Below are 26287 nucleotides of genomic sequence, written 5' to 3'. Positions count from 1 at the left end.
TGCGGGCCCCGCCGACCACGGCCGGGGCGGGCCGACGGCCGCTGGGCGAGCAGGGCCGGGGGGCTCTGGGCGGACCGGGCCGGGGGGCGCTGGGCGAGCCGGGCCGGGGGGCGCCGGCCGGGCCGGGCCTGGGGCCGCTACGAGGGCTTGGCCGGGGGCCGCTACGAGGGCCTGGCCATGGCCTTGACGAAGGCGCGCTCCACGTCGGCGGCGGACAGGACGCCGTAGATCTCGCCGGTCTCCTCCACCACCAGGTACTCGGTGGCCGGGGTGGCGCGCAGGGCGTCCAGGAGGTCTTCTCCGGCCAGTTCGGCCGAGACGCGCATGCCGTCGGTCAGCTCCTGGGCGAGGCCGCTGACGGCGACCCAGGGGCGGCGGTGTTCCGGTACGCCGACGATGGCGGCCTCGCGGACGAGGGAGAGGGGGGTGCCGTCGGGGTCGACGACGACCAGGGCGCGGGCGCCGGCCGCGTTGGCGCGGCGCAGGGCCTCGGACAGGGGGGTGTCGGTCTCGACGGGGACAGCGCGCCGGGTGAGGTTGCGGGCGCGCAGTTCCGGCAGGTGCTCGCGCAGCCGGGCCATCCGCAGGCTGTTGCCGGCGCCGGTCCAGATGATCGCGGCGAGGATGGCGGCGAGCAGGGCGTCGGTGACGGTGTCCATGCCGACGTTGTCCTCGGCGTTGCTGCCGAGGGCTCCGGACTGGGTGAGCAGCGGGAGGCCGATCAGGACGGAGACGGCGAGGGCGCGGCCGACCCAGGCGGCGGCGACGGTGCCGCTCATGGGCTTGCCGGTGATCTTCCAGACGACGGCGCGGAGCATGCGGCCGCCGTCGAGGGGGAGGCCGGGCAGCAGGTTGAAGACGGCCACGATCAGGTTGGAGACCATCAGGCCGGCGAGCAGGACGCCGGGGACGGTGCCGGGCTCGACGGGCTGCATGGCCAGGTAGAAGACGCCGGCCAGGACGAGGGAGAGCAGCGGGCCGACGAAGGCGAGCACGAACTCCCGTCCGGGGGTCTCGGCCTCCTTCTCGATCTCGGAGACGCCGCCGAAGAACTGGAGCTGGATCCGGCGGACCGGGAGTTTGAAGCGCAGTGCGGCGACCGTGTGGGCCAGTTCGTGGACCAGGACGGAGGCGTAGAAGGCGACCGCGAAGAAGAGGGAGACGAGGTAGCGGGCGGCGCCGAGTTCGGGCAGCACGCGTTCGAGCTGTCCGCCGAACACCCAGGTGATCAGGGCGGCGACGAGGAACCAGCTGGGCGCGACGTAGACCGGCACGCCGAACGGGCGCCCCATCAGCAGTCCGCCGCGCGGCTCGGGCCGCTGCGGCGGCGGGTTCTTGACGCCTCCGCCCGCGGAGTGCGCCGGCGTGCGGCTCCCGGTGCCGGTGGGGTGGGGGGCGGCCGGGTGGCCGGGGCGGGCTGCCGGGTGGCCGGGGCGGGCTGCCGGGTGGCCGGCGGCAGGGTGGTCGGCGGGGGCAGCGTGGTCGGCGGGGGCCGGGTGGTCGCCTCGGGTCGGGTGGCCGGTGGTGGGCGGGGTGTCCGGCCGGTGTGCGGAGGGGTGGTCCTGCGCGGCGGTGTCCTCGGCGCCGGCCGGGCGGTGCTCGGCCGGGGACGCGGGGTGGGCGGGCGTGCCGGTCGAGGGGGCGGGTCCGCCGGTGCCGGGGTCCGGCTCCGGGGTGTCCGTCGGCCGGGGCGCGGATGCCGGCGTACCGTCCTCGGTCTGCGCGGTGACACCGTTGCCGCCGGACGGCGGTGCCGCTTCCGCGGGTTCGCCGGACGGCGTCGGGGTGGGGGCGGGGCGCGTCGCCGGCGTCTGCGTGTCGTCGGCCGCCGTGGTGCCGCCCTCGGTGTCGGCCGGGGTCGCGGTTCCCGCGAGGTGGTCGGCCGACTCGTCGGTGCCGGTGCGCGGCTGCCCGCTCCCGCCGCTCTCGTCCACGGTGTCCCCTCGTTCGCAGCGTCTCCCGCGCCTGCCGGGCGGAAGGGTCTCGGGTCGATGGTATGCGTCCGTCGGGGCGCGTTCCGCCCCGGCACCCCCCGTGTTTCACCCTCCGTCGCACCTGTCACGGCCGCGGCTGGGTCACTGTCAGTGGCGGGCCGTAAGGTCTGGGGCATGGAGACGAGCACGGAGGACGCGGCGCAGGCCCCCGGCGACAGCGCCGCACGGGCCGGGGCGCCGGTTCCGGCGGAGCCGGCGGCGGTGGTGACGGCCGAAGCGGTGAGTGCGGTGGGCACGGCGGGTGTGCGGGAGCCGGCGGCCGGTGCGCCCACCAGCCTGTCGCCGTCCCGGGCCGGTGACTTCATGCAGTGCCCTCTGCTGTACCGGTTCCGTGTGATCGACCGGCTGCCGGAGAAGCCCAGCGAGGCGGCCACCAGGGGGACCCTGGTGCACGCGGTCCTGGAGCGGCTCTTCGACGCCCCGGCGGCCGAGCGGACCGCGCCCCGCGCCCGGTCGCTCGTCCCCGGGCAGTGGGACCGGCTGCGGGAGGCCCGGCCGGAGGTCGCGGAACTGTTCCGGGACGATGCCGACGGCGAGCGGCTCGCCCGGTGGCTGGCGGAGGCCGAGCAGCTCGTCGAGCGCTGGTTCACGCTGGAGGACCCGACCCGGCTCGAGCCCGCCGAGCGGGAGCTGTTCGTCGAGGCGGAGCTGGCCTCCGGGCTGAGGCTGCGCGGGATCATCGACCGGGTGGACGTGGCGGCGACGGGCGAGGTGCGGATCGTCGACTACAAGACGGGCAAGGCTCCCCGGCCCGAGTACGCGGAGAGCGCCCTGTTCCAGATGAAGTTCTACGCGCTGGTGGTGTGGCGGCTGAAGAAGGTGGTCCCGCGCCGGCTCCAGCTCGTGTACCTGGGCAGTGGGGACGTGCTGACGTACGACCCGGTGCTCGCCGACCTGGAGCGTGTGGAGCGCAAGCTGCTGGCGCTGTGGGAGGCGATCCGGCTGGCGACGGAGACGGGTGACTGGCGGCCGCGGCCGACGAAGCTCTGCGGCTGGTGCGACCACCGGGCGCACTGCCCGGAGTTCGGCGGCACTCCCCCGCCGTATCCGCTGCCGGTCCGGGCGTCCGGGTCCGGTGGCTGAGCGGACGCAGGGCAGAATGGGGCCGGACTAGCGAAGGAGACTTACGTGGCCATCCGCGTCCTACTGGTCGACGACCAGCCGCTGCTGCGTACCGGGTTCCGGATGATCCTGGAGGCCGAGCAGGACATCGCGGTCGTCGGCGAGGCCGGAGACGGCCTCCAGGCCCTCGACCAGGTACGGGCCCTGCAGCCCGACGTGGTCCTGATGGACATCCGTATGCCGCGTATGGACGGCGTGGAGGCGACCCGGCAGATCACCGGGCCCGGGCGGGACGGCCCGGCGAAGGTGCTGGTGCTGACCACCTTCGACCTCGACGAGTACGTGGTGGAGGCGCTGCGGGCGGGTGCCAGCGGGTTCCTGCTGAAGGACGCGCCCGCCAATGAGCTGGTGCAGGCGATCCGGGTGGTGGCCGCGGGCGAGGCGATGCTCGCGCCGAGCATCACGCGGCGGCTGCTCGACAAGTACGCCACGCATCTGCCCTCGGGCGACGAGCCGGTGCCGGACACGCTGCACACGCTCACCGACCGCGAGGTGGAGGTGCTGAAGCTGGTGGCCCGCGGTCTGTCCAACGCGGAGATCGCCGCCGACCTGTTCGTCAGCGAGACGACGGTCAAGACGCACGTCGGCCATGTGCTGACCAAGCTGGGCCTGCGCGACCGGGTGCAGGCCGCGGTGTACGCGTACGAGAGCGGGCTGGTGCGTCCCGGCGCGCAGTAGGGCCGGACGGCGAAGAGGGCGCCCCTTCCGTGGAAGGGGCGCCCTCGGTGTTTTCAGCGGTCGCCGCTCAGGCCCTTGCCGGGCTGCCGGAGGGCGGGGGTGAGTCTCAGCCGCCCACGCCGCGGCCGAGCTCCCACAGCTGGAGCGTGGAGGAGGAGTTGAGCGCGTACGCGGTGCCGGTGACCTTGTCGCCGGAGGCGACGTACTGCTTGCCCTGCCACAGCGGCAGCAGCGGGACGTCCTCGGCGATGGCGTCCTGGATCTCGGTGAGGCTCTTGGCCGCCCCGACCCGGTCCGCCTCGCGGCGGGACTCCGGGATCAGGCTGTTGATGACGGTGCTGTTGCGGTACGGCGACTTGAGGAAGTTGTCCTTGTCGAGGAAGGGCGCGAGGTAGTTGTCGGCGTCCGGGAAGTCCGGGAACCAGCCCATGCCGAAGACGTCGTACTCGCCCTTGCGTTCGGCCGGGACGAAGGTCTCCCAGGGCGCGCCCTTGATGGCGACGTCGAACAGCCCGCTGTCGTTGAGCTGCTGCCGCAGGACCTCGAACTCCTTCTTGGTGGCGGGGCCGTAGTGGTCGGTCGTGTAGTGCAGGGTCAGCTTGACCGGGGAGGTGATGCCGGCCGCGGTCAGCAGGGCCTTGGCCTTGGCGACGCTCGGGTCCCCGTACTTGTTGAAGAACGAGTTGGAGTGCCCGGTGATGCTCGCCGGGACCATCGAGTAGAGCGGCTCGGCCTGGGTGCCGTAGACCTTGGAGACGAGTTCGCCGCGGTTGATGAGCTGGGCGATCGCCTGGCGGACGGTCTTGGACTTCACCGTCGGGGCGCTGGTGTTGAAGGCGAGGTAGCGGATCTCCAGGCCGGCCATCTCCACCAGGTCCACGCTGCCGCCCGACTTGGTGGACAGCGCCTGGATCTGCTGCGGCGACATGGTGCGGGTCATGACGTCGATGTCACCCTTGTCCAGGGCGTCGCCCATCTTCGTGGCGTCCGCGAAGGAGACCATGTCGACCTTGGAGTTGTTGACCTTCAGGACGCCCTTGTAGTTGGGGTTCTTGGTGAAGGTGGCCTTGACGATCTCGTCGTTCTTGACGTCGGCGTGCAGGGTGTACGGGCCGGAGCCGTCGACGTCGAAGCCGTCGCGCAGCTTGTCCTTCTCGTAGTCGTCGGGGTTGACGATGCCCGCGACCGGAGTCGACAGCTTGAAGGGGAAGGTGGCGTCGGCGGTCTTGAGGTGGAAGATGACCTCGTTGTCACCCTGCGTCTCGACGGTGTCGATGGTGGACAGCAGGGCGAAGACGCCGGAGTCGGCCTTGATGGCGCGGGCGCGGTCGATGGAGTACTTCACGTCGGCCGCGGTGATCTTGTCGCCGTTGGAGAACTTCAGGCCGTCGCGCAGCTTGCAGGCGTAGCGCTCGTTGCCCGAGTCGGTGAACGAGCAGCTCTGGGCGGCCTCGGGCACCGGGTCGCCTTCGCCCTTCGGCTGGATCATCAGGGTCTGCACGGTCTGGCGCAGGATGTTCCAGGTGCCGACGTCGTAGGCGTAAGCGGGGTCGAGCGGCGCCGGGGCGTCCTTCGTGGCGGTGAACCGGTCCGTGGTGCCGACGACGATCGCATCCCCGCCGTCACTGCCGCTGTCGGACCCACCACAGGCGGCGAGAACCGGCGCGAGCAGGCCGACCACGGCCGGCAGCACCAAAGTCTTGCGGTTCATGCTCGAGTTTCTCCAGAGCTGTGAGGTCCGTGTATCCGGCATGCGGGGGTGTCGATGCGGATGCACGGGGGTAGGGGTTGATGTTCTCGCGACGAGATTAGTGCGCGCCCGCACGGGGGTTCGCGGTCACCGGGGGCGATCTGCCATCACGCAGCGAAACCGGGTGTGGACACACCGAAAACCCGACAGCGGAAGGATTCGTGCAGGGTTCCACCAATCAGGACACAAGGGCACGCCGGACACCCCCGAATGGGGGTGAACAGCACACCTCGGCCGTCCTGTCGACCGCCTGGTGAGTGGGGAACGTCACATGGTCAAACATTGTACGAGGGAGCGGAATTCGGTCATCCGCCGGCTCTGGAGACTCAGGGTGAACGCTCTTGCGCGCCCGCGTCAGCGGGTGGGCATCAGGCCGCGCAGGAAGGCCAGGTCGACCGCTTCCAGGGAGGAGACCACCGTGCGCCGCTCGGCGGGCGCGATGGGGGCGACCGACGGCACGGCCACCACGTGGCAGCCCGCGGCCTCGGCGGCGGCGACACCGGTCGCGGTGTCCTCCACGACCGCGCATCTGGTCGGGTCCACTCCCAGTCCGGCCGCCGCGACCAGGTACGGATCGGGGTGCGGCTTGGTGCGCCGCACCTCGTCGCCGGCGACGGACAGCCCGAAGTGGTGGGACCCGAGCGAGCCGAGGACGCGGTCGATGATGCGCCGGTGGGACGCGGAGACCAGGGCGGTCGGGACCGCGTACTCGGTGAGTTCGGCGAGCAGCCGGGCGGCGCCCGGCATCAGCGGCAGGGCGTCGGCGATGCGCTCCTCGAACCCCTGGTTGAGCAGGACCGTGAGTTCGGCGAGGTCGATGTCGGCGCCGGTGGCTTCGATCAGGAAGCCCGCGCTGCGTGTCATGGGGCCGCCGACCACGACGTGGCGCCAGGAGTCGTCCAGGGCGTGGCCGAGGCGGGAGAAGACCTCCACCTCGACGTCCCACCAGAACCCCTCGGTGTCCACCAGGGTTCCGTCCATGTCCAGGAGCACGGCCTGCAGGGCTGAGCCCGGGTTGTGGGCCGTCGGGGTATCCGTTGCTCGAGCGGAGCCGAGGGCTTGGGGAAGGGTTCCGGGCGCGGGGACCGTACTGGTCATCCGGGCGCACCTCCTTGAGGGACGATCAGGCCGGCTGCCCCTTTTTCGCAAAGGTGAGCAACCGGCCTGCGGTGGACCGACCAGTGTACGACTGTGGCGGGCGAAGCGCCTCGTTTGAAACGGGCGTGCCGGGGCACACCGGCAGTGCGGCCGGGGGTGTCCCCGGTGTGTGCCGGTGCGGCCCCGGCGGGGCCGGTCAGCGGGCGTTGAAGTACTTCGCCTCCGGGTGGTGGATCACGATCGCGTCCGTGGACTGCTCGGGGTGCAGCTGGAACTCCTCGGACAGGTGGACGCCGATGCGCTCCGGCTGGAGCAGGTCGGCGATCTTGGCGCGGTCCTCCAGGTTCGGGCAGGCGCCGTAGCCGAGGGAGAAGCGGGCGCCCCGGTACTTGAGGGCGAACATGTCCTCGATGTCGCTCGGGTCCTCGCCCGCGAAGCCGAGTTCGCCGCGGACGCGCGCGTGCCAGTACTCGGCGAGCGCTTCGGCCAACTGAACGGACAGGCCATGCAGTTCGAGGTAGTCGCGGTAGGCGTTCGCCTCGAACATGCGGGCCGTCTCGGCGCCGATGCGGGAGCCGACGGTGACGACCTGGAATCCGACGACGTCCGTCTGGCCCGACTCCTCCGGGCGGAAGAAGTCGGCCAGGCACAGCCGGCGGCCGCGGCGCTGGCGGGGGAAGGTGAAGCGGGTGCGCTCGTTGCCCTGTTCGTCCAGGACGATGAGGTCGTCGTCCTTGGAGACGCAGGGGAAGTAGCCGTAGACGACGGCCGCTTCCAGCAGATTCTCCGTCTGGAGCCGGTCCAGCAGGCCGCGCAGCCGCGGCCGGCCCTCGCTCTCGACGAGTTCCCCGTACGTCGGTCCCTCGCCGGAGCGGGCCTGCTTCAGGCCCCACTGGCCCTTGAACAGCGCGCCCTCGTCCAGCCAGCTCGCGTACTCCTTGAGCTGGATGCCCTTGATGACGCGGGTGCCCCAGAAGGGCGGGGTGGGGACGGGGTTGTCGGTGGCGACGTCCGAGCGGACGTGGCCCTCCTCCGGCCGTTCCTCCACCTCGACGGTGGCCGCGCGTACCCGGCGCTGCTTCAGCTCGGGCAGTTTCGCGCCGGGTACGCCCCGCTTGACGCCGATGAGGGCGTCCATCAGGCGCAGTCCCTCGAACGCGTCGCGGGCGTAGCGGACTTCGCCCTCGTACAGCTCGTGCAGGTCCTGCTCGACGTACGCCCGGGTGAGGGCGGCGCCGCCGAGGATGACCGGGTAAGCGGCGGCCAGGCCGCGCTGGTTGAGCTCCTCCAGGTTCTCCTTCATGATCACGGTGGACTTGACCAGGAGCCCGGACATGCCGATGACGTCGGCCTTGTGCTCCTCGGCCGCCTCCAGGATCGCGGAGACCGGCTGTTTGATGCCGAGGTTGACGACGTTGTAGCCGTTGTTGGACAGGATGATGTCGACCAGGTTCTTGCCGATGTCGTGCACGTCGCCGCGCACGGTGGCCAGCACGATGGTGCCCTTGCCGGCCTCGTCGGTCTTCTCCATGTGCGGTTCGAGGTGGGCGACGGCCGCCTTCATGACCTCGGCGGACTGCAGGACGAACGGCAGTTGCATCTGGCCGGAGCCGAACAGCTCGCCGACGGTCTTCATGCCGTCCAGCAGCGTCTCGTTGACGATGTCGAGGGCGGGCCGGTCCTGGAGCGCGGCGTCGAGGTCGGCCTCCAGGCCGTTGCGCTCGCCGTCGATGATGCGGCGCTTGAGGCGCTCCTCCAGCGGCAGCGCGGCCAGTTCCTCGGCCTTTCCGGCCTTCAGGGACTTGGCGGTGGCGCCCTCGAACAGGGCCATCAGCTTCTGCAGCGGGTCGTAGCCGTCGCTGCGGCGGTCGTGGATGAGGTCGAGGGCGGTGGTGACCTCCTCCTCGCTGAAGCGGGCGATCGGCAGGATCTTCGAGGCGTGCACGATCGCCGAGTCCAGGCCCGCCTTGACGCACTCGTCCAGGAAGACGGAGTTGAGCAGGATGCGGGCGGCCGGGTTGAGGCCGAAGGAGATGTTCGACAGGCCGAGGGTGGTCTGCACGTCCGGGTGGCGGCGCTTGAGCTCGCGGATCGCCTCGATGGTGGCGACGCCGTCCCCCCGGGACTCCTCCTGGCCGGTACAGATGGTGAAGGTCAGACAGTCGATGAGGATGTCCGACTCGTGGATGCCCCAGGTGCCGGTCAGGTCGGCGATGAGCCGTTCGGCGATCTCGACCTTCTTCTCGGCGGTGCGGGCCTGGCCCTCCTCGTCGATGGTCAGCGCGATCAGCGCGGCGCCGTGCTCCTTGGCGAGCTGGGTGACCTGGGCGAAGCGGGACTCGGGGCCGTCGCCGTCCTCGTAGTTGACGGAGTTGATGACCGCGCGGCCGCCGAGCTTCTCCAGGCCGGCCCGGATGACGTCGACCTCGGTGGAGTCCAGGACGATCGGCAGGGTGGAGGCGGTGGCCAGGCGGCCGGCGAGTTCCTCCATGTCGGCGACGCCGTCGCGGCCGACGTAGTCCACGCACAGGTCGAGCATGTGCGCGCCCTCGCGGATCTGCTCGCGTGCCATCTCCACGCAGTCGTCCCAGCGGCCCTCCAGCATGGCCTCGCGGAACTTCTTGGAGCCGTTGGCGTTGGTGCGCTCGCCGATCGCCAGGTAGGAGGTGTCCTGGCGGAAGGGGACCGTCTGGTAGAGGGAGGCGGCGCCGGGCTCGGGCTGCGGGGCGCGTTCGGCGGGGGCGAGCCCGCGGACCCGCTCGACGACCTGGCGCAGGTGTTCGGGGGTGGTGCCGCAGCAGCCGCCGACGAGGGAGAGGCCGTAGTCCCGGACGAAGGTCTGCTGCGCGTCGGCGAGGCCCTCCGCGTCGAGCGGGAAGTGGGCGCCGTCCTTGGTGAGGACGGGCAGGCCGGCGTTCGGCATGCACAGCAGCGGGATGCGGGAGTGCCGGGCGAGGTAGCGCAGGTGCTCGCTCATCTCGGCGGGGCCGGTGGAGCAGTTCAGGCCGATCATGTCGATGCCGAGCGGCTCCAGGGCGGTGAGCGCGGCGCCGATCTCGGAGCCCAGCAGCATGGTGCCGGTCGTCTCGAAGGCCATCGAGCAGAGCAGCGGCACCTCGGCGCCGGTGGCCTCCATGGCGCGGCGGGCGCCCAGGATCGAGGCCTTGGTCTGCAGCAGGTCCTGGGTGGTCTCGACGATCAGGGCGTCGGCGCCGCCGGCGAGAAGCCCCTCGGCGTTGGCCTGGAAGCCGTCGCGGAGGGTGGTGTAGGGGACGTGGCCCAGGGTGGGCAGCTTGGTGCCGGGGCCGATCGAGCCCAGGACCCAGCGGCGGCGGCCGTCACCGGCGGTGAACTCGTCGGCCACCTCGCGGGCGATGCGGGCGCCGGCCTCGGACAGCTCGAAGACGCGGCCTTCGATCTCGTACTCGGCCATGGCGGCGTGGTTGGCGCCGAAGGTGTTGGTCTCGACGCAGTCGACGCCCACGGCGAAGTACGCCTCATGGACCGAACGGACGATGTCGGGCCGGGTGACGTTGAGGACCTCGTTGCACCCCTCGAGGTTCTCGAAGTCCTCCAGGGTCGGCTCCTGTGCCTGGAGCATGGTGCCCATCGCTCCGTCGGCGACCACCACACGGGTGGCCAGCGCCTCACGGAGTTCGGACACACGGGTCCGGCTGTCGGCGGAAGGGGTCGGCGGCGACGAGGCCATGAAGGGGCTCCCTTGAGGTGCGACGGCTGTCGGCTTTGCGTCCGCCCGCGGAACTCTCCGCGGCGGGCGCACCACGTCAGAGTAACCGGGTCGGCCGTCCGGCGGTCGGGACGTCCACGGGCCGGACGACCGCCCGGGTGACCGGGGGCGGTGGCGAGGAGGACCGCCCGGGTGACCGGGGCGACCGCGAGGACGACCACCCCGGTGGTCGGGGCGACCGCGAGGACGACCGCCCGGTGACCGGGGCTGTGCGCGGGCGGACGACCGCCCCGGTGGTCGTGGCGTCCACGAGGCGGACGAGGATGACGGGCGGCGCACCGGCGGGATACGAGTGACGCAACAGGTGTTGACCGACCATTAGCGGGAGGTCGACATCGACCGGTAGTGTTCGACATTGCCGAACAGTGGCGGCGACCTCGCACGGCGACGGTCGAAGGGGACGGAGGCAGCACGGCGATGGCACGGAACATCCAGTCGCTCGAACGGGCGGCCGCGATGCTGCGGCTCCTCGCGGGCGGTGAGCGACGCCTCGGCCTGTCGGACATCGCCTCCTCGCTGGGCCTCGCCAAGGGCACCGCCCACGGCATTCTGCGCACCCTGCAGCAGGAGGGCTTCGTCGAGCAGGACGAGGCGTCGGGGCGCTATCAGCTGGGGGCGGAGCTGCTGCGCCTGGGCACCACGTATCTCGACGTGCACGAGCTGCGGGCGCGGGCCCTGGTGTGGACGGACGACCTGGCCCGCTCCAGCGGCGAGAGCGTCTACCTGGGAGTCCTGCACCAGCACGGCGTGCTGGTCGTGCACCACGTCTTCCGGCCCGACGACAGCCGGCAGGTACTGGAGATCGGGGCGATGCAGCCGCTGCACTCCACGGCCCTGGGCAAGGTGCTGTCGGCGTACGACCCGGTCGCGCACAGCGAGGCACTGGAGGCCGACCGCAAGGCCTTCACCGAGCGCACCGTGTGCGACCTGGAGGGCTTCGAGCACATCCTCGACATCACGCGCGCGCGTGGCTACGCGGCGGACGTCGAGGAGACCTGGGAGGGCGTGGCGGCCATCGCCGCGCCCGTCCACGACCGGCGGCGCATGCCGGTGGGCGCGGTCGGCATCACGGGCGCGGTGGAGCGGCTGTGCCGGGACGGTGAGCTGCGGCCGGAGCTGATCGCGGCGGTGCGGGACTGCGCGCGTGCGGTGTCGCGGGATCTGGGCGCCGGGCGGTTCTGACCGGCGCGGGATGCGAACGGCGGCCGGAATGCCGGGTGGCGTTCCGGCCATCGACATGTGCCGACAAAAGCGGCAAACTTCCCGACCGTCACGCGCGCCCGTACACCCCGCCGTGGGCACTGACCAGGAAGATCGACAGCTCATGACAACGAGTAACGATCATATTTTCGGTAAACAAACTATTGACGCACACGTGACCCCCCAGCGAGACTCCCGTCCAGCGGTCGGCATTGTCGAACACCTACCGGCAATTCACGCTAGAGTGTGACAACGCCAAGGGCCGGCATCGCTCTCACCCCTGAGGGCGCCGAACCCCCGGAGGGACCCCGGGGTTCCGGCTTCCCTGGACGAAGGACAAAGGAGTCGCGGGTGTCCAGCTCCGACATCTTCATCGGCGAGACCATCGGTACCGCCGTACTCATCCTGCTCGGCGGCGGCGTCTGCGCCGCCGTCACGCTGAAGGCCTCCAAAGCCCGCAACGCCGGCTGGCTCGCCATCGCCTTAGGGTGGGGCTTAGCCGTGCTCACCGCGGTCTACACCTCGGCGCCCCTGTCCGGCGCCCACCTGAACCCGGCCGTCACGCTCGCCCTCGCCATCAAGGACGGCGACTGGAGCGACGTCCCGGCCTACTGGGCCGGACAGCTCCTGGGCGCCATGATCGGCGCGACGCTGGTCTGGATCGCCTACTACGGGCAGTTCCACGCCCACCTCACCGACCGGGAGATCGTCGGCGGTCCCGGGGCGCAGGCCACCGCGGCCAAGGCCGTGGAGGCGCAGGAGAAGGGCGCCGGCCCGGTGCTCGGCGTCTTCTCCACCGGTCCGGAGATCCGCAACGTGGTGCAGAACCTCGCGACGGAGATCATCGGCACGATCGTGCTGGTCCTCGCCGTCCTGACGCAGGGCCTCAACGACAGCGGAAAGGGCCTCGGCACCCTGGGCGCGCTGATCACCGCGCTCGTCGTGGTCTCGATCGGCCTGTCCCTCGGCGGCCCGACCGGCTACGCCATCAACCCCGCCCGCGACCTCGGCCCGCGTATCGTGCACGCACTGCTGCCCCTTCCCCACAAGGGCGGTTCCGACTGGAGCTACGCCTGGGTCCCGGTGGTCGGCCCGCTGATCGGCGGCGCGACAGCCGCCGGCATCTACAACGCCGCGTTCGCCTAGACACACCGGACCTCCAGCGCGTGCCGTACGCGCAGCCCCTCGACCACGGACCTTCCAGGAGCACACAGTGACCGACGCCCACACCGCCGGCATCTCGTCCCACGGCCACGGCCCCTTCATCGCCGCCATCGACCAGGGCACGACCTCCTCCCGCTGCATCGTCTTCGACCGCGACGGCCGCATCGTCGCCGTCGACCAGAAGGAGCACGAGCAGATCTTCCCGAAGCCGGGCTGGGTGGAGCACGACGCCACCGAGATCTGGACCAACGTCCAGGAGGTCGTCGCCGGAGCCATCGAGAAGGCCGGCATCACCCGCGACGACATCAAGGCCATCGGCATCACCAACCAGCGCGAGACCACGCTGCTGTGGGACAAGAACACCGGTGAGCCCGTCCACAACGCCCTCGTCTGGCAGGACACCCGCACCGACGCCCTGTGCAAGGAACTCGGCCGCAACGTCGGCCAGGACCGCTTCCGCCGCGAGACCGGCCTGCCGCTGGCCTCCTACTTCGCCGGCCCGAAGGCCCGCTGGCTGCTCGACCACGTCGACGGCCTGCGCGAGCGCGCCGAGGCGGGCGACATCCTCTTCGGCACCATGGACAGCTGGGTCATCTGGAACCTGACCGGCGGCGTGGACGGCGGCCGGCACGTCACCGACGTCACCAACGCCTCCCGCACCCTGCTGATGAACCTCCACACCCTGGAGTGGGACCCGAAGATCTGCGAGTCCATCGGCGTCCCGATGGCGATGCTCCCGGAGATCCGCTCCTCGGCCGAGGTGTACGGCGAGATCACCGGCGGCAAGCTGGGCGAGCTGCTCGGCGGCATCCCGGTCGCCTCCGCGCTCGGCGACCAGCAGGCGGCCCTGTTCGGCCAGACCTGCTTCTCCGAGGGCGAGGCGAAGTCGACGTACGGCACCGGCACCTTCATGCTGATGAACACCGGTGAGAAGATCATCAACTCCTACTCCGGCCTGCTGACCACGGTCGGCTACCGGATCGGCGACGAGACCCCGGTCTACGCCCTGGAGGGCTCGATCGCCGTCACCGGTTCGCTGGTGCAGTGGATGCGCGACCAGATGGGCCTGATCTCCACCGCGGCCGAGATCGAGACGCTCGCGCTGTCGGTCGAGGACAACGGCGGCGCCTACTTCGTACCGGCCTTCTCCGGCCTGTTCGCCCCGTACTGGCGCCCCGACGCCCGCGGTGTGATCGCCGGCCTGACCCGGTACGTCACCAAGGCGCACCTGGCGCGCGCCGTCCTGGAGGCCACCGCCTGGCAGACCCGGGAGATCAGCGACGCGATGACCAAGGACTCCGGCGTCGAGCTGACCGCCCTCAAGGTCGACGGCGGCATGACCTCCAACAACCTGCTGATGCAGACCCTCGCGGACGTCCTGGACGCGCCCGTGGTGCGCCCGATGGTCGCCGAGACCACCTGCCTCGGCGCCGCCTACGCCGCCGGCCTCGCCGTCGGCTTCTGGACCAGCACCGACGACCTGCGCGCCAACTGGCGCCGGGCCGCCGAGTGGACCCCCCGCATGGACGCGGAGACCCGCGACCGTGAGTACAAGAGCTGGCTCAAGGCCGTCGAACGGACCATGGGCTGGCTCGAGGACGAGGAGTAAGAACCCGACATGACCACTCAGTCCACCCTGCAGTCCGTGCCTGCCCTGGGGACGCGCCCGGCGTCCGGCGCAAACCCGAGCCGAGCCGAGACCCGGGAGCAGCTCGCCAGGGCGTCGTACGACCTTCTCGTGATCGGCGGCGGCATCCTGGGCATCTCCACCGCCTGGCACGCCGCGCAGTCCGGCCTCAGGGTGGCCCTGGTCGACGCCGGCGACTTCGCCGGCGCCACGTCGTCCGCCTCCTCCAAGCTGCTCCACGGCGGTCTGCGCTACCTGCAGACCGGCGCGGTGAAGCTGGTGGCGGAGAACCACTTCGAGCGCCGTGCGGTCTCCCGCCAGGTGGCCCCCCATCTGGCGAACCCGCTCACCTTCTACCTCCCCGTGTACAAGGGCGGGCCGCACGGCGCCGCGAAGCTCGGGGCCGGCGTGTTCGCGTACTCGATGCTGTCGGCGTTCGGGGACGGCGTCGGCCACCTGCTCAGCCCCGCGCGGGCGGCGCAGGACGTGCCCGAGCTGCGCACCGAGAACCTCAAGGCCGTGGCCGTGTACGGCGACGACCAGATGAACGACGCGCGCATGGCGCTGATGACGGTCCGCGCGGCCGTCGAGTCGGGCGCGGTGGTGCTCAACCACGCCGAGGTCACCGGACTGCGCTTCACCCGGGGCCGGGTGACGGGCGCGGAGCTGCGCGACCGCCTGTCCGGGGACGAGTTCGGGGTGGACGCCCGCCTCGTGCTCAACGCCACCGGCCCGTGGGTGGACCACCTGCGCCGCATGGAGGACCCGAAGGCCGCCCCGTCGATCCGGCTGTCGAAGGGCGCGCACCTGGTCCTCAAGCGCACCTCCCCGTGGAAGGCCGCGCTGGCCACCCCGATCGACAAGTACCGCATCACCTTCGCCCTCCCCTGGGAGGACATGCTGCTGCTCGGCACCACCGACGAGGAGTTCGAGGGCGATCCGGCGGACGTCGCGGTGACCGACAAGGACATAGCCCAGATCCTGGACGAGGCCGCGTTCTCCGTCCGGGACCAGCAGCTCGACCGTGACCTGATCACGTACGCCTTCGCGGGTCTGCGCGTGCTGCCGGGCGGGCCCGGCGACACGGCGAAGGCCAAGCGGGAGACGGTCGTCACCGAGGGCCGGGGCGGCATGCTGTCCGTCGCGGGCGGCAAGTGGACGACGTTCCGGCACATAGGCCGCACGGTGATGAAGAAGCTCCAGGAACTGCCCGGTCACCCGCTGGGCGACGGCTTCGAGCCGGTCGCGTCCCTGCCGAGGCGGCTGCCGCTGCCGGGGGTGGCGAACCCGCGCGCGGTCGCGCACCGGCTGCTGGTGGACCGTCCGGCGCCGGGTCCGCGCATGGCCGCCGACACCGCCCGGCACCTGGCCACCCACTACGGCTCGCTGGCCTTCGACATCGCCCGCCTCGCCAACGAGCGGCCGGAGCTGGGCGAGCGCGTCCACCCGGACGCCCCGGAGATCTGGGCGCAGGTCGTCTACGCCCGGGACCACGAGTGGGCCGAGACGGCGGACGACGTGCTGCGGCGCCGCACCACGCTGACGATCCGCGGCCTGGCCACGGACGACGTGCGCGCGAAGGTGCGGACGCTGCTCGACGAGAAGTAGGCGCGGACGGCGAAGGGGGCCCCGCGGGCGGGGTCCCCTTCGCCGGCTTGATCGTTCGGCGTCCGGCCGGGCCCGCGGGACCGCATACTTGACCCTGAGACATCCGATGTCTCGAGGGCGAGCGGAACCACAGGGAGGCCCGGCATGGCAGTCACCGACGAGGCGATCGAGAAGATCAAGGACATGATCGTCTCCGGCGCGCTGCGCCCCGGGGACCGGCTGCCCAAGGAGAGCGAACTCGCCGCCGAACTCGGGCTGTCCCGCAACTCGCTCCGGGAGGCCGTGCGGGCGCTGTCGCTCATCCGGATCCTGGACGTGCGGCAGGGCGACGGCACGTACGTCACCAGCCTCGACCCGCAGCTGCTGCTGGAGGCGATGAGCTTCGTCGTCGACTTCCACCGGGACGACACGGTCCTGGAGTTCCTGGCCGTGCGCCGCATCCTGGAACCCGCCGCCACGGCGATGGCCGCCTCCCGCATCAGCGAGCAGCAACTGGACGCGCTCTCAGCCCAGTTGGACGAGCTCGGCGACAACCCGTCGGTGGAGGACCTGGTCGCGAGCGACCTCGAGTTCCACCGGAGCATCGTGCAGGGCGCCGGCAACTCGGTGCTCTGCTCCCTGCTCGACGGCCTGTCCGGGCCGACCACCCGGGCCCGGATCTGGCGCGGGCTGACCCAGCAGGACGCGGTCAGCCGCACCCTGCACGAGCACCGGGCGATCCTGACGGCCCTGCGCGACCGCGACGCGGAGACGGCCCGCTCCTGGGCGACCGTGCACATCGCGAGCGTGGAGCAGTGGCTGCGGTCGACCCTGTGAGGGGCGCGTGGCGACGGGTGTTCCGGGGTGGTGATCGGGGCAGTGATCCGTTCACTCCCCCGTGCAAGGGGGCTGCGGACGCCCCCGCCGGACGCCGTAAGGTTGGGTGGTCAGGCGAGGGCACGTCGGAAGGAGGCACTGGGTGATCGAGCTCGAGGGGGTACCCGAGCTGATCGACCCGGTCATGGTGGCCGCGTTCGAGGGCTGGAACGATGCCGGCGACGCCGCTTCCACCGCGGTCGCGCACCTGGACAGGGAGTGGAAGGGCGAGGTGTTCGCGGCGCTGGACGCCGAGGACTACTACGACTTCCAGGTGAACCGGCCCACGGTGTGGATGGACGCCGGAGTGCGCAAGATCACGTGGCCGACGACGAGACTGTCCGTCGTCCGCGTCGGCGGTGAGAAGCCGCGCGATCTGGTGCTCGTGCGGGGCATCGAGCCGTCGATGCGCTGGCGCTCGTTCTGCAACGAACTGCTGGGCTTCGCGCACGAACTGGGCGTGGAGCTCGTGGTCATCCTGGGCGCCCTGCTCGGCGACACCCCGCACACGCGTCCGGTCCCGATCAGCGGGACCACGTCCGATCCGGACCTCGCCCGCCGCATGGACCTGGAGGAGACCAAGTACGAGGGTCCGACGGGCATCGTCGGTGTGCTGCAGGAAGCGTGCACGCACGCGGGCGTGCCCGCGGTGAGCCTGTGGGCCGCGGTGCCGCACTACGTCTCGCAGCCGCCGAACCCGAAGGCGACGCTGGCCCTGCTCAACCGTCTCGAGGACCTGATCGACGTGCGCATCCCGCTGGGCGAGCTGCCCGAGGACGCACGCGCCTGGCAGGTCGGCGTGGACCAGCTGGCCGCCGAGGACAGCGAGGTCGCCGAGTACGTCCAGACGCTGGAGGAGGCCCGGGACACCGCGGAGCTGCCGGAGGCGTCGGGCGAGGCGATCGCCCGCGAGTTCGAGCGCTACCTGCGGCGCAGGGACGGGGCGGGCCCCGCCGGGGCGGACGGCGGCGACGGCGCCTCCTACCGGCGGGAGCGGCCCGGCGGCCGCACGAAGTCGCCGAAGCCGCCGAAGCCGGAGGCCGGGACGGACGCCGACACCGAAACCGACGCGGACGCGGACGCGGACCGGGACGACGGGGACTCCTCGGAGGACTGACCGGGAGAACCGGACGGCAGGACCGACGGGACCGACGGGACCGACAGGGCCGACGAGACCGAGCAGAACCGAACGGTGAGGGCGGTGCGTGCGACGCGCACCGCCCTCGTCGTGCCCGGCCGGGTGTCCTACACCTGCCGCACCGCCACCGCGTCGTACTCGGTGTCCGGTGCCGGCTCCACGTCGAAGCGGGCGTTGGGCAGGTACAGGCGGTCGCCCCACGCCGCGACCGTGGTGGGGATGCGGAAGCGCGGGTCGGTGATGCGGGCGATGGCCGTGCCCCGGGTGCCGGCCGCGTCCAGCCGGAAGACGTCGATCGCGTTCTGCTGCTGCTGGACGGCGTAGAGGGTCCTGCCCAGGAGCAGCAGGCCGTCGCCGTTCGGGAGTCTCGCCGCGCCGAGGTCGACGGCGCGGGCCACGCCGGTGCGGGGCTCGACGCGCATCAGGCCGCCGCCGTCCGCGACGGTGTTGACCACGAGCAGCGCGCTGCCGTCCGGGGTGCGTTCGATGCCGTTGGCGGTGAAGTCGGCGCCCTGGACCCAGTCGCCGGTGAGCGGCACGGTCTCGACGGCGCCCGGCGCGCCGTGCCGGTCGAGGAGCAGCTTGTACAGCACGGCCCGGTAGGAGTCGGTGAACCAGGCGGCGTCCGGCGTGAGGATCACGTCGTTCACGAACAGGCCGTCGACGTCGTACACCTTCTCGGTCTCGCCCGAGCGGGCGTCGACGATGCGCAGTTCGCCGCTGACGCCGCCGCTCAGGAAGAGCCTGCCGCGGGGGCCGATCTTGAGGCCGACGGTGGGGTGGTCCGCGCCGAGGCCCTTGGCGATCACCGCGCCGCGGCCGGTGGCGAGGCTCGCGCGGTAGACGTCGCCGCTCGCGAGCGAGCCGAACCAGGCGTAGGGGCGGGAGCCGATGGTGATGCCCTCGGGCTGGAAGCCCTGCGGCAGGGAGAAGCGGTCCGGCCAGGCGCCGCGGCCGTTCTCGGCCGCGTGCGCGGTGGGGCCGAGGAGTGTCGCTCCCGTGAGGGCGGCCGCGCCGGTGAGGAGTCTTCGACGTGCGAAGGAACGTTCGGTGGGTGCCACGGTGCGTCCTTCTGCCAGGGGCCGGCGGGACTTTCGCAACAGGTCCTGGGCCGGCCGAACGGTCAACAGACGCCCTCACCCCATCACGTGGCCCCCGTGCCGCGCAGCGATTTGCCGGGATTGCGGCCGACGAGGATCGCCGGCGGACGCCCGGCGAGCCCGTCGGCACGGTCCCTGGGGAACCGGCCGCCGGGCTCGTCGGCGTCTCGTCGGCGTGTGGCCCGTCGTCGTTACAGCGCCACGCCCATCAGGGCGTCCACGGCACGCGACACGATGCCGGGGGCGCCGGTGTCGGTGCCGCCCTCCCGCTCCTGCCGGGCCACCCAGCGGTCCACCGCGGCGAGCGCGGACGGGGCGTCGAGGTCGTCGGCGAGGGCGTCGCGGATCTCCTCGACGAGGGCGTCGGCGGGCGGGCCGTCGGGCCGGGACACGGCGGCCCGCCAGCGCCCGAGCCGGGCCACGGCGTCCTGGAGCACCTGGTCGGTCCACTCCCAGTCGGACCGGTAGTGGTGGGCGAGCAGCGCGAGCCGGACGGCGGCGGGGTCGACCCCGTCCCGGCGCAGCTGCGAGACGAAGACCAGGTTGCCCTTGGACTTGGACATCTTCTCGCCGTCGAGGGCGACCATGCCGGCGTGGACGTAGGCCTTGGCCATCGGGAACTCGCCGGTCAGCACCTGGGCGTGGGAGGCACCCATCTCGTGGTGCGGGAAGGCGAGGTCGGAGCCGCCGCCCTGGACGTCGAAGCCCATGCCGAGGTGGTCGAGGGCGATGGCGACGCACTCGATGTGCCAGCCGGGCCGGCCGGGCCCGAGGGAGCCGCCGTCCCAGCTCGGCTCGCCGTCACGGGCGGCCATCCACAGGATCGGGTCGAGCGGGTTCTTCTTGCCGGGCCGGTCGGGGTCGCCGCCGCGCTCGGCGGACAGCAGCCGCATGGCGGCCGCGTCGAGCCGGGAGACCTCGCCGAAGTGGGGGTCGGACTCGACGGAGAAGTAGATGTCGCCCTCGAGGTCGTAGGCGGCGCCGAGCTCGCGCAGCCGCTCCACCAGGGGCACGATGCCCGGTATGGCCTCGACGGCGCCTATGTAGTGCCGCGGCGGGAGCATCCGCAGGGCGGCCATGTCCTCGCGGAAGAGCGCCGTCTCCCGCTCGGCGAGGGCGACCCAGTCGAGTCCGTCGCGCTGCGCCCGCTCCAGCAGCGGGTCGTCGACGTCGGTGACGTTCTGGACGTAGTGGACCTGCCGCTTGGTGTCGAGCCACACGCGCTGCACGAGGTCGAACGCGTTGTAGGTCGCCGCGTGACCCATGTGGGTCGCGTCGTACGGAGTGATGCCGCAGACGTAGATACGGGCGACGGGACCGGGGTCGAGGGTGACGAGGCCGCCGGTCGCGGTGTCGTGGATCCTCAGGTCGCGGCCCTGACCAGGCAGGGCGGGGACCTCGGAAGCGGGCCAGGCATGCATGACATGAGCCTAACCGGACGGATGTTCCGCCTACGAACCGGACCGGACCGGATGGCCGGCAAGGCGCTCTTGCGCGTTGTCGGCCGGTGTGCTGTCAGACGGGCGGCCACGGAATGGCCGGCCACTCCCCGCTCGGCTCCGGGTGCCGGCCCGACTCCAGGAGGGCGTCCACGCGCGCGCGTGTGGCGTCCAGCTCGGCGGGGGTGATCAGCACGGCCAGCTTCCGCGCCAGCGTCCCGGCGCCGTCCAGGGCCTCCCGCAGGTTCGCCAGGACGTCGAGCGCCTCCGGGGTCAGCGGCTCGCCCGCCCAGCCCCACAGCAGCGTGCGCAGCTTGTTCTCGGTGTTGAAGGTCACCCCGTGGTCGATGCCGTAGAGGCGGCCCCCGGCGGCGGGCAGCAGGTGGCCGCCCTTGCGGTCGGCGTTGTTGATGACCGCGTCGAGGACGGCCAGCCGCCGCAGGCGCTCGTCGTCGGCGTGCACGAGCAGGGCGGCCCTGCCGTCCTCGGCCTCCGCGAAGCCGATGGCCTTCCAGCCGTCCTCCGGCTCCTCGCCGTCCACCAGGGCCAGCAGCCCGTCTCCGGGCTCGCCCTCGATCCACAGCTGGCACATGCCCTCGCCGAAGGGACCGTCGCGCAGCACGGTGGTCGGCACCAGGCCCCAGCCGGTGGCCTCGGACACCTCGTAGGCGGCCACCTCGCGCTGGGCCAGGGTGCCGTCGGGGAAGTCCCACAGCGGGCGCTCCCCGCGGACCGGCTTGTACACGCAGAAGGCCTCCTGGCCCTCGTGGGTGACGGAGCAGTACAGCACGGCGTTGGAGGCGTCCCGGATCTGCCCGCGCACCGTCAGCTCACCGCGGCTGAGCAGCTCGGCCGCGGTCACGCTCCGCGGCGGTATCCGTTCTGGCGCGGACATACGTGTCCTTCCGGGTCGAGCGGGAGGCTGCACAGCGGGCACGGCGGCCGCCCGGCGTTGACGACGTCGAGGGCGCGTTTGGCGAAGGCTCTGGCCTGCGCGCCGGTCAGCCGGACCCGCAGCATCGGGGGCCCGTTCTCCTCGTCCTGCAGCAGCCGCTCCTCGGCCTCGGCGAGGTCCTCCTCGGACTCCGCGTCGAGTTCCACGAGGGCCTGCGCCTCGACGATCATGCGCTGTTCCTCGCCGTCCCAGGCGAGGGCCATGGTGCCGACCCGGAACTCCTCCTCGATCGGGGTGTCGAGGGGGGCGGTGTCGGCCACCTCGGCCGGCGCCACGGCCGGGACCGCGGCGCTGCCGCCGCTGCGGCGCACGACTTCGTCGAGCAGTTCGTCCATCCGCTCCGCGAGGGCGGCCACCTGGGTCTTCTCCAGGGCCACGCTGGTCGTCCGGGGGCCGGCGGTGGCCTGGAGGAAGAACGTACGGCGCCCGGGCAGTCCGACCGTACCGGCCACGAAACGGTCCGGCGGGTCGTAGAGGAACACCTGACGGGACACGTCCTGTCTCCTGGATCTGGATCGGCTTGGGGACCGGCCGCGGCACGAGCCGCACGGCTGCGGGCGGGTGCGGCGCTGTCACGACCGCTTCACCCTACTGCGCCCGACGATCACGGTGCGCCCGCACCGCCCCCGACCGGAGCGTCGTCGGCCGGCGGCTCCTCGCGCGGCACCAGGGACGTGAAGTCGCCGGTGTCGCCGAGGCGGACGAGGAACGGCCTCAGACGGGTGTAACGGATCGCGGTGATGGAACACGGTTCAACGGAAATCCTCTGGAAGAGGTCGAGATGAAGTCCGAGCGCGTCCGCGACGAGCGACTTGATGATGTCGCCGTGCGAGCACATGAGGTAGACGGCGTCGGGTCCGTGGTCGCGTTCCACGCGCGCGTTCCATTCGCGCACCGCTTCGGCGGCGCGCGTCTGCATCGCGCGCATGGACTCGCCGCCGGGGAACGCGGCGGCGCTCGGGTGCGCCTGCACGACCTCCATCAGCGGCTCGTCATTGAGCTCGGCGAGTTTGCGGCCGGACCAGTCGCCGTAGTGGCACTCGCCGATCCGCTCGTCGGTGTGGACGGTGAGCTCGGGACGGGCCTGAAGCAGCGGCCGGAGGGTTTCCCGGCAGCGCTGCAGCGGGCTGCTCACCACTTCGGACAGGGGCAGCTCGGCGAGCCGTCCGGGCAGCGCGGCGGCCTGCGCGGCGCCGCGTTCGTCGAGGGCGACACCGGGCGTCCACCCGGCGAGCAGTCCCTCGGTGTTGGCGGTGGAACGTCCGTGCCGGACCAGGATCAGCGTGGGCATGCGGCCCAGGGTAGGCGCAGGCCCGCCCGGGGCGGGCCCGGGGAGACGGGAGAAGACACTCTGTGATCGTCGACTGCGCCATCTACCGCGACGGGCACCGCAAGGAGGGCCCCGAGGACTTCTCCGACGCCCTGGAGGAGGTGCGTGCCACGGGCGGGTTCGTCTGGATCGGGCTGCACGAGCCGTCGGAGAAGGAGTTCTCCCTGGTCACCGAGGAGTTCGCGCTGCACCCGCTGGCGGTCGAGGACGCCCTGAAGGCCCATCAGCGGCCCAAGCTGGAGATGTACGACGACTCCCTGTTCGCGGTGCTCAAGCCGGTCGTGTACGAGGCCGAGAGCGACCGGGTCTCCACCGGTGAGGTCATGGTCTTCCTCGGCGACCACTTCGTGGTGACCGTCCGTCACGGCGAGGGCTCCCCGCTGGGTGCCGTACGGCGCCGGCTGGAGCACGAGCCGGAGATGCTGGGCCGGGGCCCGACGGCGGTGCTGTACGCGATCGCGGACGCCGTCGTCGACCACTACCTGGACGTGGCGACGGAGCTGCAGACCGATCTGGAGGAGCTGGAGGCGGAGGTCTTCTCCCCGGACGGCGGCGGATCGCGCCACACGGCCTCGCGCATCTACGACTTCAGGCGGCAGATCCTGGAGTTCCGGCGGGCGACCGGCCCGCTGGCGCTGCCGCTGAACCGGCTGGCGGGCTCCGGTCCGTTCGGCGCGGCGGTGCCCTACGTCGACGAGCGGGCGCGGCCCTTCTTCCGGGACGTGAGCGACCACCTCACGCGCGTGAACGAGTCGGTGGAGGGCCTGGACCGGCTGGTGTCGGACATCCTTTCGGCGCACCTGGCGCAGATGAGCGTGCGGCAGAACGACGACATGCGCCAGATCTCTGCGTGGGCGGCCATGGCCGCGGTCCCGACGATGATCGCGGGGATCTACGGCATGAACTTCGACCACATGCCGGAGCTGCGCTGGGTGTGGTCGTATCCGGCCGTGATCCTGGTGATGGCGGCCCTGGAGGTGGGGCTCTACCGCCTCTTCAAGCACCGGGGGTGGCTCTAGGGTGCGCGGGCCCGGCCGGTCGGGCCGCGCGGGTTCCGGCCGGTCAGGCGAACTCGGGGGCGGTCGTCGCGGGGCCGCCCAGCGCGTCGCGCCGCTCGGGCGCCCTCAGGGTCACCATCCGGCGCCAGCCCACCAGCCGTTCGTACGCGTACACGGCGTGGATGCCGGCCGCGAGCACCGCGGACTTCGGCTTCGGCCAGCCGAGGATGCGACCCATGTGGTCCATCACCGCGAGGCTGACGTCCCGGTAGATGCGGATCTCGGCGAGCGCGCACTCCCGCAGCGTCCGCTGGATGTCGCGGCCGTGGCCGGCGTAGGCGAGGCGGAGCAGTTCCTCATGGCAGTAGGCGAGGTGGTTGTCCTCGTCGTCCGAGATCATCCGCACCGCGCGGCCGATGCCGGGGTGGTCGGCGAAGTGCTTGCGCAGCAGCTCCATCTGCTCGGAGGCGCGCTGCTCGGTGACCCGGCTGTGGGCGAGGTAGGTGACGATTTCCCGCACGGTGAGCGGCTCGTCCTGGGTGAGCCTGGCGTGGGCGAGGCCGATGCCGTGCTTCTCCAGGAGCATCGTGTAGTCGGTCTCGGGCGGGACGGGGACGGGGGCCAGGCCGCGCTTCCTCATCAGCGCGGTGAAGATGCGGCCGTGCTTGTCCTCGTCGGCGCCGTGCCGGGTGATCTTGGGGGCGAGGTCGCGTTCGCTCCGCGGGACGAGCGCGGCGATGCGGGCGTTCTCCCAGCCGCCCTGGGACTCGCCGCTGGCGGCGATGGAGCAGAACAGGGCGAAGGACTCGTCGTTGTCGAGGATCTCCTGGAACAGGCTCTTGGCGGAAAGCATCTGACCACCTCTCTGCAGGACTCCGCAGGACCCCCGCACAGACCGAGTCAAATGCGGGGGGATGCGTGCCGCAACAGCTGTGGTGGACGACTGCGCCGAAAGACTGACGCTCGGCGTGTCCCGGCGCCGTAACCGCGCGGACCGTGACGCGTTGTTCCCCGTGACGGCCGTGGCGGGGAAGACCCCCGAGCCCCCACCACGGCCGCGGAAGACCGGCCTGCGGGGCGCGCGCCCTGTGCCACGCGCGCCCGCCCCGGCGCCCTGTGCCACGCACCTCACGGCGGCCCGTGTCACGCGCGCCTCACGCGGCCCGTGTCACGGGCGTCTCGCGCGGCCCGCGTCACGGGCGTCTCGCGCGGCCCGCGTCACGAGCGTCTCGCGCAGCCCGCGTCACGAGCGTCTCGCGCGGCCCGGGTCACGGGCGTCTCGCGCGGCCCGGGTCACGCCAGTCCGGCGCGCTCCAGGGCCTCGGTGCCGGCGCGGAGCGAGGCGAGCCGCTCGTCGAGGGTGAAGCCGGCCGGGGCGAGCGTCAGGGTGGTGACCCCCGCCTCCGCGTACTGCCGCATCCGGTCCGCGATGCGGTCCACGGAGCCGAGCAGCGTCGTCTTGTCGATCAGGTCGTGCGGGATCGCGGCCGCGGCGCCCTGCTTGTCGCCGGAGAGGTACTTGTCCTGGATCTCGGCGGCCTCCTTCTCGTACCCCATGCGGCAGGCGAGCTGGTTGTAGAAGTTCTGCTTGCGGCTGCCCATGCCGCCGACGTACAGCGCCGTGTACGGGCGGAAGGTGTCGGCGAGCGCGGTGACGTCCTTGTCGTCGCCGACGGCGAGCGGGAGGGTGGGGCAGACGTCGAAGCCCTCGAGCGTCTTGCCCGCCTTCTCCCGGCCGGCCCGCAGGTACCGGATCGCGGTCTCCTCCAGGTGCTCCGCGGCGGGGAAGATCAGCAGCACGCCGTCCGCGATCTCGCCGGTCTGCTCCAGGTTCTTCGGGCCGATCGCGGCGATGTACAGCGGGATGTGCTCGCGCTGCGGGTGCACGGTCAGCTTGATCGGCTTGCCCGGGCCGCCGGGCAGCGGCAGCGTCCAGTGCTCGCCGTCGTACGTCAGCCGCTCGCGCGACATCGCCTTGCGCACGATCTCCACGTACTCACGGGTGCGGGCCAGCGGCTTGTCGAACTTCACGCCGTACCAGCCCTCGGAGACCTGCGGCCCGGAGACACCGAGGCCGAGACGGAAGCGGCCGCCGGAGAGCGAGTCGAGGGTGGCCGCGGTCATCGCGGTCATGGCCGGCTGGCGGGCCGGGATCTGGAAGATGGCCGAGCCGACGTCGATCCGCTCGGTCTGGGCGGCGACCCAGGTGAGCACGGTGGCGGCGTCCGACCCGTAGGCCTCGGCGGCCCAGCACACCGCGTACCCGAGCCGGTCGGCCTCCTGGGCGACCGCCAGGTTGTCCGCGTCCATTCCGGCGCCCCAGTAGCCGAGGTTGATCCCGAGCTTCATGGCCGATCCCCTTACCGATCAGTAACGTCCCTGTGCGGCAGACCCTAGCGCGGGCGGCGCCGCAGTGGGCAGTCATGTCGCGCACACGCCGCGCGACCAGCCGTTACGGACCCGGCGGCGGCGCGGGTGACGGC

General features: G+C 72.0%; 19 protein-coding genes and 1 pseudogene. 9 read left to right on the top strand and 11 right to left on the bottom strand.

The genetic code is table 11. The features are described from left to right. Positions 1 to 161 precede the first annotated feature (161 nt). Positions 162 to 1934 carry a site-2 protease family protein gene (locus tag ACH4ZX_RS10500; protein ID WP_398270569.1) on the bottom strand — a complete coding sequence of 591 codons (1773 nt, stop codon included), beginning with the start codon at positions 1932 to 1934 and terminating at the stop codon, positions 162 to 164. A gap of 174 nt (positions 1935 to 2108) precedes the next feature. Here ACH4ZX_RS10500 and ACH4ZX_RS10495 point away from each other — a divergent pair. Beyond that, positions 2109 to 3108 (top strand): annotated as a pseudogene (locus ACH4ZX_RS10495) (RecB family exonuclease). Between the two features lie 14 nt (positions 3109 to 3122). Next, entirely contained in the window at positions 3123 to 3794 is a 672-nt protein-coding gene (locus tag ACH4ZX_RS10490; RefSeq protein ID WP_020141342.1) for a response regulator transcription factor, read from the top strand. A 106-nt stretch (positions 3795 to 3900) separates the two neighbouring features. Here the strand turns inward: ACH4ZX_RS10490 and ACH4ZX_RS10485 are convergent, their stop codons facing one another. The 3 genes from ACH4ZX_RS10485 to metH form a co-directional block, all read right to left on the bottom strand. After that, on the bottom strand, positions 3901 to 5505 hold the full coding sequence (locus tag ACH4ZX_RS10485) for an ABC transporter substrate-binding protein (protein WP_398270565.1): 1605 nt from the start codon (positions 5503 to 5505) through the stop codon (positions 3901 to 3903). A gap of 393 nt (positions 5506 to 5898) precedes the next feature. After that, positions 5899 to 6642, bottom strand: a complete 744-nt coding sequence (locus ACH4ZX_RS10480) for an HAD family hydrolase (protein ID WP_398270562.1) — start codon at positions 6640 to 6642, stop codon at positions 5899 to 5901. A 196-nt stretch (positions 6643 to 6838) separates the two neighbouring features. Next, on the bottom strand, positions 6839 to 10351 hold the full coding sequence (metH, locus tag ACH4ZX_RS10475; protein ID WP_398270559.1) for a methionine synthase: 3513 nt from the start codon (positions 10349 to 10351) through the stop codon (positions 6839 to 6841). 456 nt (positions 10352 to 10807) lie between these two features. Between metH and ACH4ZX_RS10470 the strand changes: the two genes are divergently transcribed. The 6 genes from ACH4ZX_RS10470 (at position 10808) to ACH4ZX_RS10445 (ending at position 17961) form a co-directional block, all read left to right on the top strand. Beyond that, complete coding sequence (locus ACH4ZX_RS10470) at positions 10808 to 11572, top strand: IclR family transcriptional regulator (protein ID WP_398270556.1); 765 nt, start codon at positions 10808 to 10810, stop codon at positions 11570 to 11572. 369 nt (positions 11573 to 11941) lie between these two features. Continuing rightward, on the top strand, positions 11942 to 12736 hold the full coding sequence (locus tag ACH4ZX_RS10465; RefSeq protein WP_398270553.1) for an MIP/aquaporin family protein: 795 nt from the start codon (positions 11942 to 11944) through the stop codon (positions 12734 to 12736). A 67-nt stretch (positions 12737 to 12803) separates the two neighbouring features. After that, the gene (gene glpK, locus ACH4ZX_RS10460) at positions 12804 to 14363 is read left to right on the top strand and encodes a glycerol kinase GlpK (protein WP_398270551.1); all 1560 of its coding nucleotides are present in this window, start codon (positions 12804 to 12806) and stop codon (positions 14361 to 14363) included. 9 nt (positions 14364 to 14372) lie between these two features. After that, positions 14373 to 15989, top strand: a complete 1617-nt coding sequence (locus ACH4ZX_RS10455) for an FAD-dependent oxidoreductase (RefSeq protein WP_398270548.1) — start codon at positions 14373 to 14375, stop codon at positions 15987 to 15989. A 144-nt stretch (positions 15990 to 16133) separates the two neighbouring features. Beyond that, on the top strand, positions 16134 to 16805 hold the full coding sequence (locus ACH4ZX_RS10450; protein WP_360752144.1) for a FadR/GntR family transcriptional regulator: 672 nt from the start codon (positions 16134 to 16136) through the stop codon (positions 16803 to 16805). Between the two features lie 142 nt (positions 16806 to 16947). After that, positions 16948 to 17961: a PAC2 family protein gene (locus ACH4ZX_RS10445; RefSeq protein WP_398270544.1), complete on the top strand. Its 1014-nt coding sequence runs from the start codon at positions 16948 to 16950 to the stop codon at positions 17959 to 17961. Positions 17962 to 18089: 128 nt separating this feature from the next. Here the strand turns inward: ACH4ZX_RS10445 and ACH4ZX_RS10440 are convergent, their stop codons facing one another. The 5 genes from ACH4ZX_RS10440 to ACH4ZX_RS10420 form a co-directional block, all read right to left on the bottom strand. Beyond that, positions 18090 to 19043: an SMP-30/gluconolactonase/LRE family protein gene (locus tag ACH4ZX_RS10440; protein ID WP_398270541.1), complete on the bottom strand. Its 954-nt coding sequence runs from the start codon at positions 19041 to 19043 to the stop codon at positions 18090 to 18092. A 230-nt stretch (positions 19044 to 19273) separates the two neighbouring features. Then, the gene (mshC, locus tag ACH4ZX_RS10435; RefSeq protein WP_398270538.1) at positions 19274 to 20503 is read right to left on the bottom strand and encodes a cysteine--1-D-myo-inosityl 2-amino-2-deoxy-alpha-D-glucopyranoside ligase; all 1230 of its coding nucleotides are present in this window, start codon (positions 20501 to 20503) and stop codon (positions 19274 to 19276) included. Between the two features lie 94 nt (positions 20504 to 20597). Further along, positions 20598 to 21416 carry an SCO1664 family protein gene (locus ACH4ZX_RS10430; protein WP_398270535.1) on the bottom strand — a complete coding sequence of 273 codons (819 nt, stop codon included), beginning with the start codon at positions 21414 to 21416 and terminating at the stop codon, positions 20598 to 20600. Further along, positions 21380 to 21970, bottom strand: a complete 591-nt coding sequence (locus ACH4ZX_RS10425; protein ID WP_398270532.1) for a DUF3090 domain-containing protein — start codon at positions 21968 to 21970, stop codon at positions 21380 to 21382. Before ACH4ZX_RS10425 ends, ACH4ZX_RS10430 begins: the two co-directional genes overlap by 37 nt. Positions 21971 to 22080: 110 nt before the next feature. Beyond that, positions 22081 to 22767: a histidine phosphatase family protein gene (locus ACH4ZX_RS10420; protein WP_398270529.1), complete on the bottom strand. Its 687-nt coding sequence runs from the start codon at positions 22765 to 22767 to the stop codon at positions 22081 to 22083. A gap of 62 nt (positions 22768 to 22829) precedes the next feature. Here ACH4ZX_RS10420 and corA point away from each other — a divergent pair, with 62 nt between their 5' ends. Then, entirely contained in the window at positions 22830 to 23825 is a 996-nt protein-coding gene (gene corA / locus ACH4ZX_RS10415) for a magnesium/cobalt transporter CorA (RefSeq protein WP_398270526.1), read from the top strand. Between the two features lie 43 nt (positions 23826 to 23868). Here the strand turns inward: corA and ACH4ZX_RS10410 are convergent, their stop codons facing one another. Both ACH4ZX_RS10410 and ACH4ZX_RS10405 read right to left on the bottom strand, forming a co-directional pair. Beyond that, positions 23869 to 24657 carry a ferritin-like domain-containing protein gene (locus ACH4ZX_RS10410; protein ID WP_398270523.1) on the bottom strand — a complete coding sequence of 263 codons (789 nt, stop codon included), beginning with the start codon at positions 24655 to 24657 and terminating at the stop codon, positions 23869 to 23871. Positions 24658 to 25097: 440 nt separating this feature from the next. Further along, on the bottom strand, positions 25098 to 26153 hold the full coding sequence (locus ACH4ZX_RS10405; protein WP_398270520.1) for an LLM class F420-dependent oxidoreductase: 1056 nt from the start codon (positions 26151 to 26153) through the stop codon (positions 25098 to 25100). Positions 26154 to 26287: the final 134 nt, after the last annotated feature.

Source organism: Streptomyces sp. NPDC020490 (assembly GCF_044335305.1).
GTDB lineage: Bacteria > Actinomycetota > Actinomycetes > Streptomycetales > Streptomycetaceae > Streptomyces.
Note: the sequence above shows the minus strand (reverse complement) of the source record. Positions and strands in the feature narration are given on the sequence as shown.

What these genes read in the sequence shown, in the direction of transcription:
- ACH4ZX_RS10485 (WP_398270565.1), bottom strand. Translation starts at nt 5,505, where the DNA reads ATGAACCGCAAGACTTTGGTGCTGCCGGCCGTGGTCGGCCTGCTCGCG.
- ACH4ZX_RS10480 (WP_398270562.1), bottom strand. Translation starts at nt 6,642, where the DNA reads ATGACCAGTACGGTCCCCGCGCCCGGAACCCTTCCCCAAGCCCTCGGC.
- metH (WP_398270559.1), bottom strand. Translation starts at nt 10,351, where the DNA reads ATGGCCTCGTCGCCGCCGACCCCTTCCGCCGACAGCCGGACCCGTGTG.
- ACH4ZX_RS10470 (WP_398270556.1), top strand. Translation starts at nt 10,808, where the DNA reads ATGGCACGGAACATCCAGTCGCTCGAACGGGCGGCCGCGATGCTGCGG.
- ACH4ZX_RS10455 (WP_398270548.1), top strand. Translation starts at nt 14,373, where the DNA reads ATGACCACTCAGTCCACCCTGCAGTCCGTGCCTGCCCTGGGGACGCGC.
- ACH4ZX_RS10450 (WP_360752144.1), top strand. Translation starts at nt 16,134, where the DNA reads ATGGCAGTCACCGACGAGGCGATCGAGAAGATCAAGGACATGATCGTC.
- mshC (WP_398270538.1), bottom strand. Translation starts at nt 20,503, where the DNA reads ATGCATGCCTGGCCCGCTTCCGAGGTCCCCGCCCTGCCTGGTCAGGGC.
- ACH4ZX_RS10430 (WP_398270535.1), bottom strand. Translation starts at nt 21,416, where the DNA reads ATGTCCGCGCCAGAACGGATACCGCCGCGGAGCGTGACCGCGGCCGAG.
- ACH4ZX_RS10420 (WP_398270529.1), bottom strand. Translation starts at nt 22,767, where the DNA reads ATGCCCACGCTGATCCTGGTCCGGCACGGACGTTCCACCGCCAACACC.
- ACH4ZX_RS10410 (WP_398270523.1), bottom strand. Translation starts at nt 24,657, where the DNA reads ATGCTTTCCGCCAAGAGCCTGTTCCAGGAGATCCTCGACAACGACGAG.
- ACH4ZX_RS10405 (WP_398270520.1), bottom strand. Translation starts at nt 26,153, where the DNA reads ATGAAGCTCGGGATCAACCTCGGCTACTGGGGCGCCGGAATGGACGCG.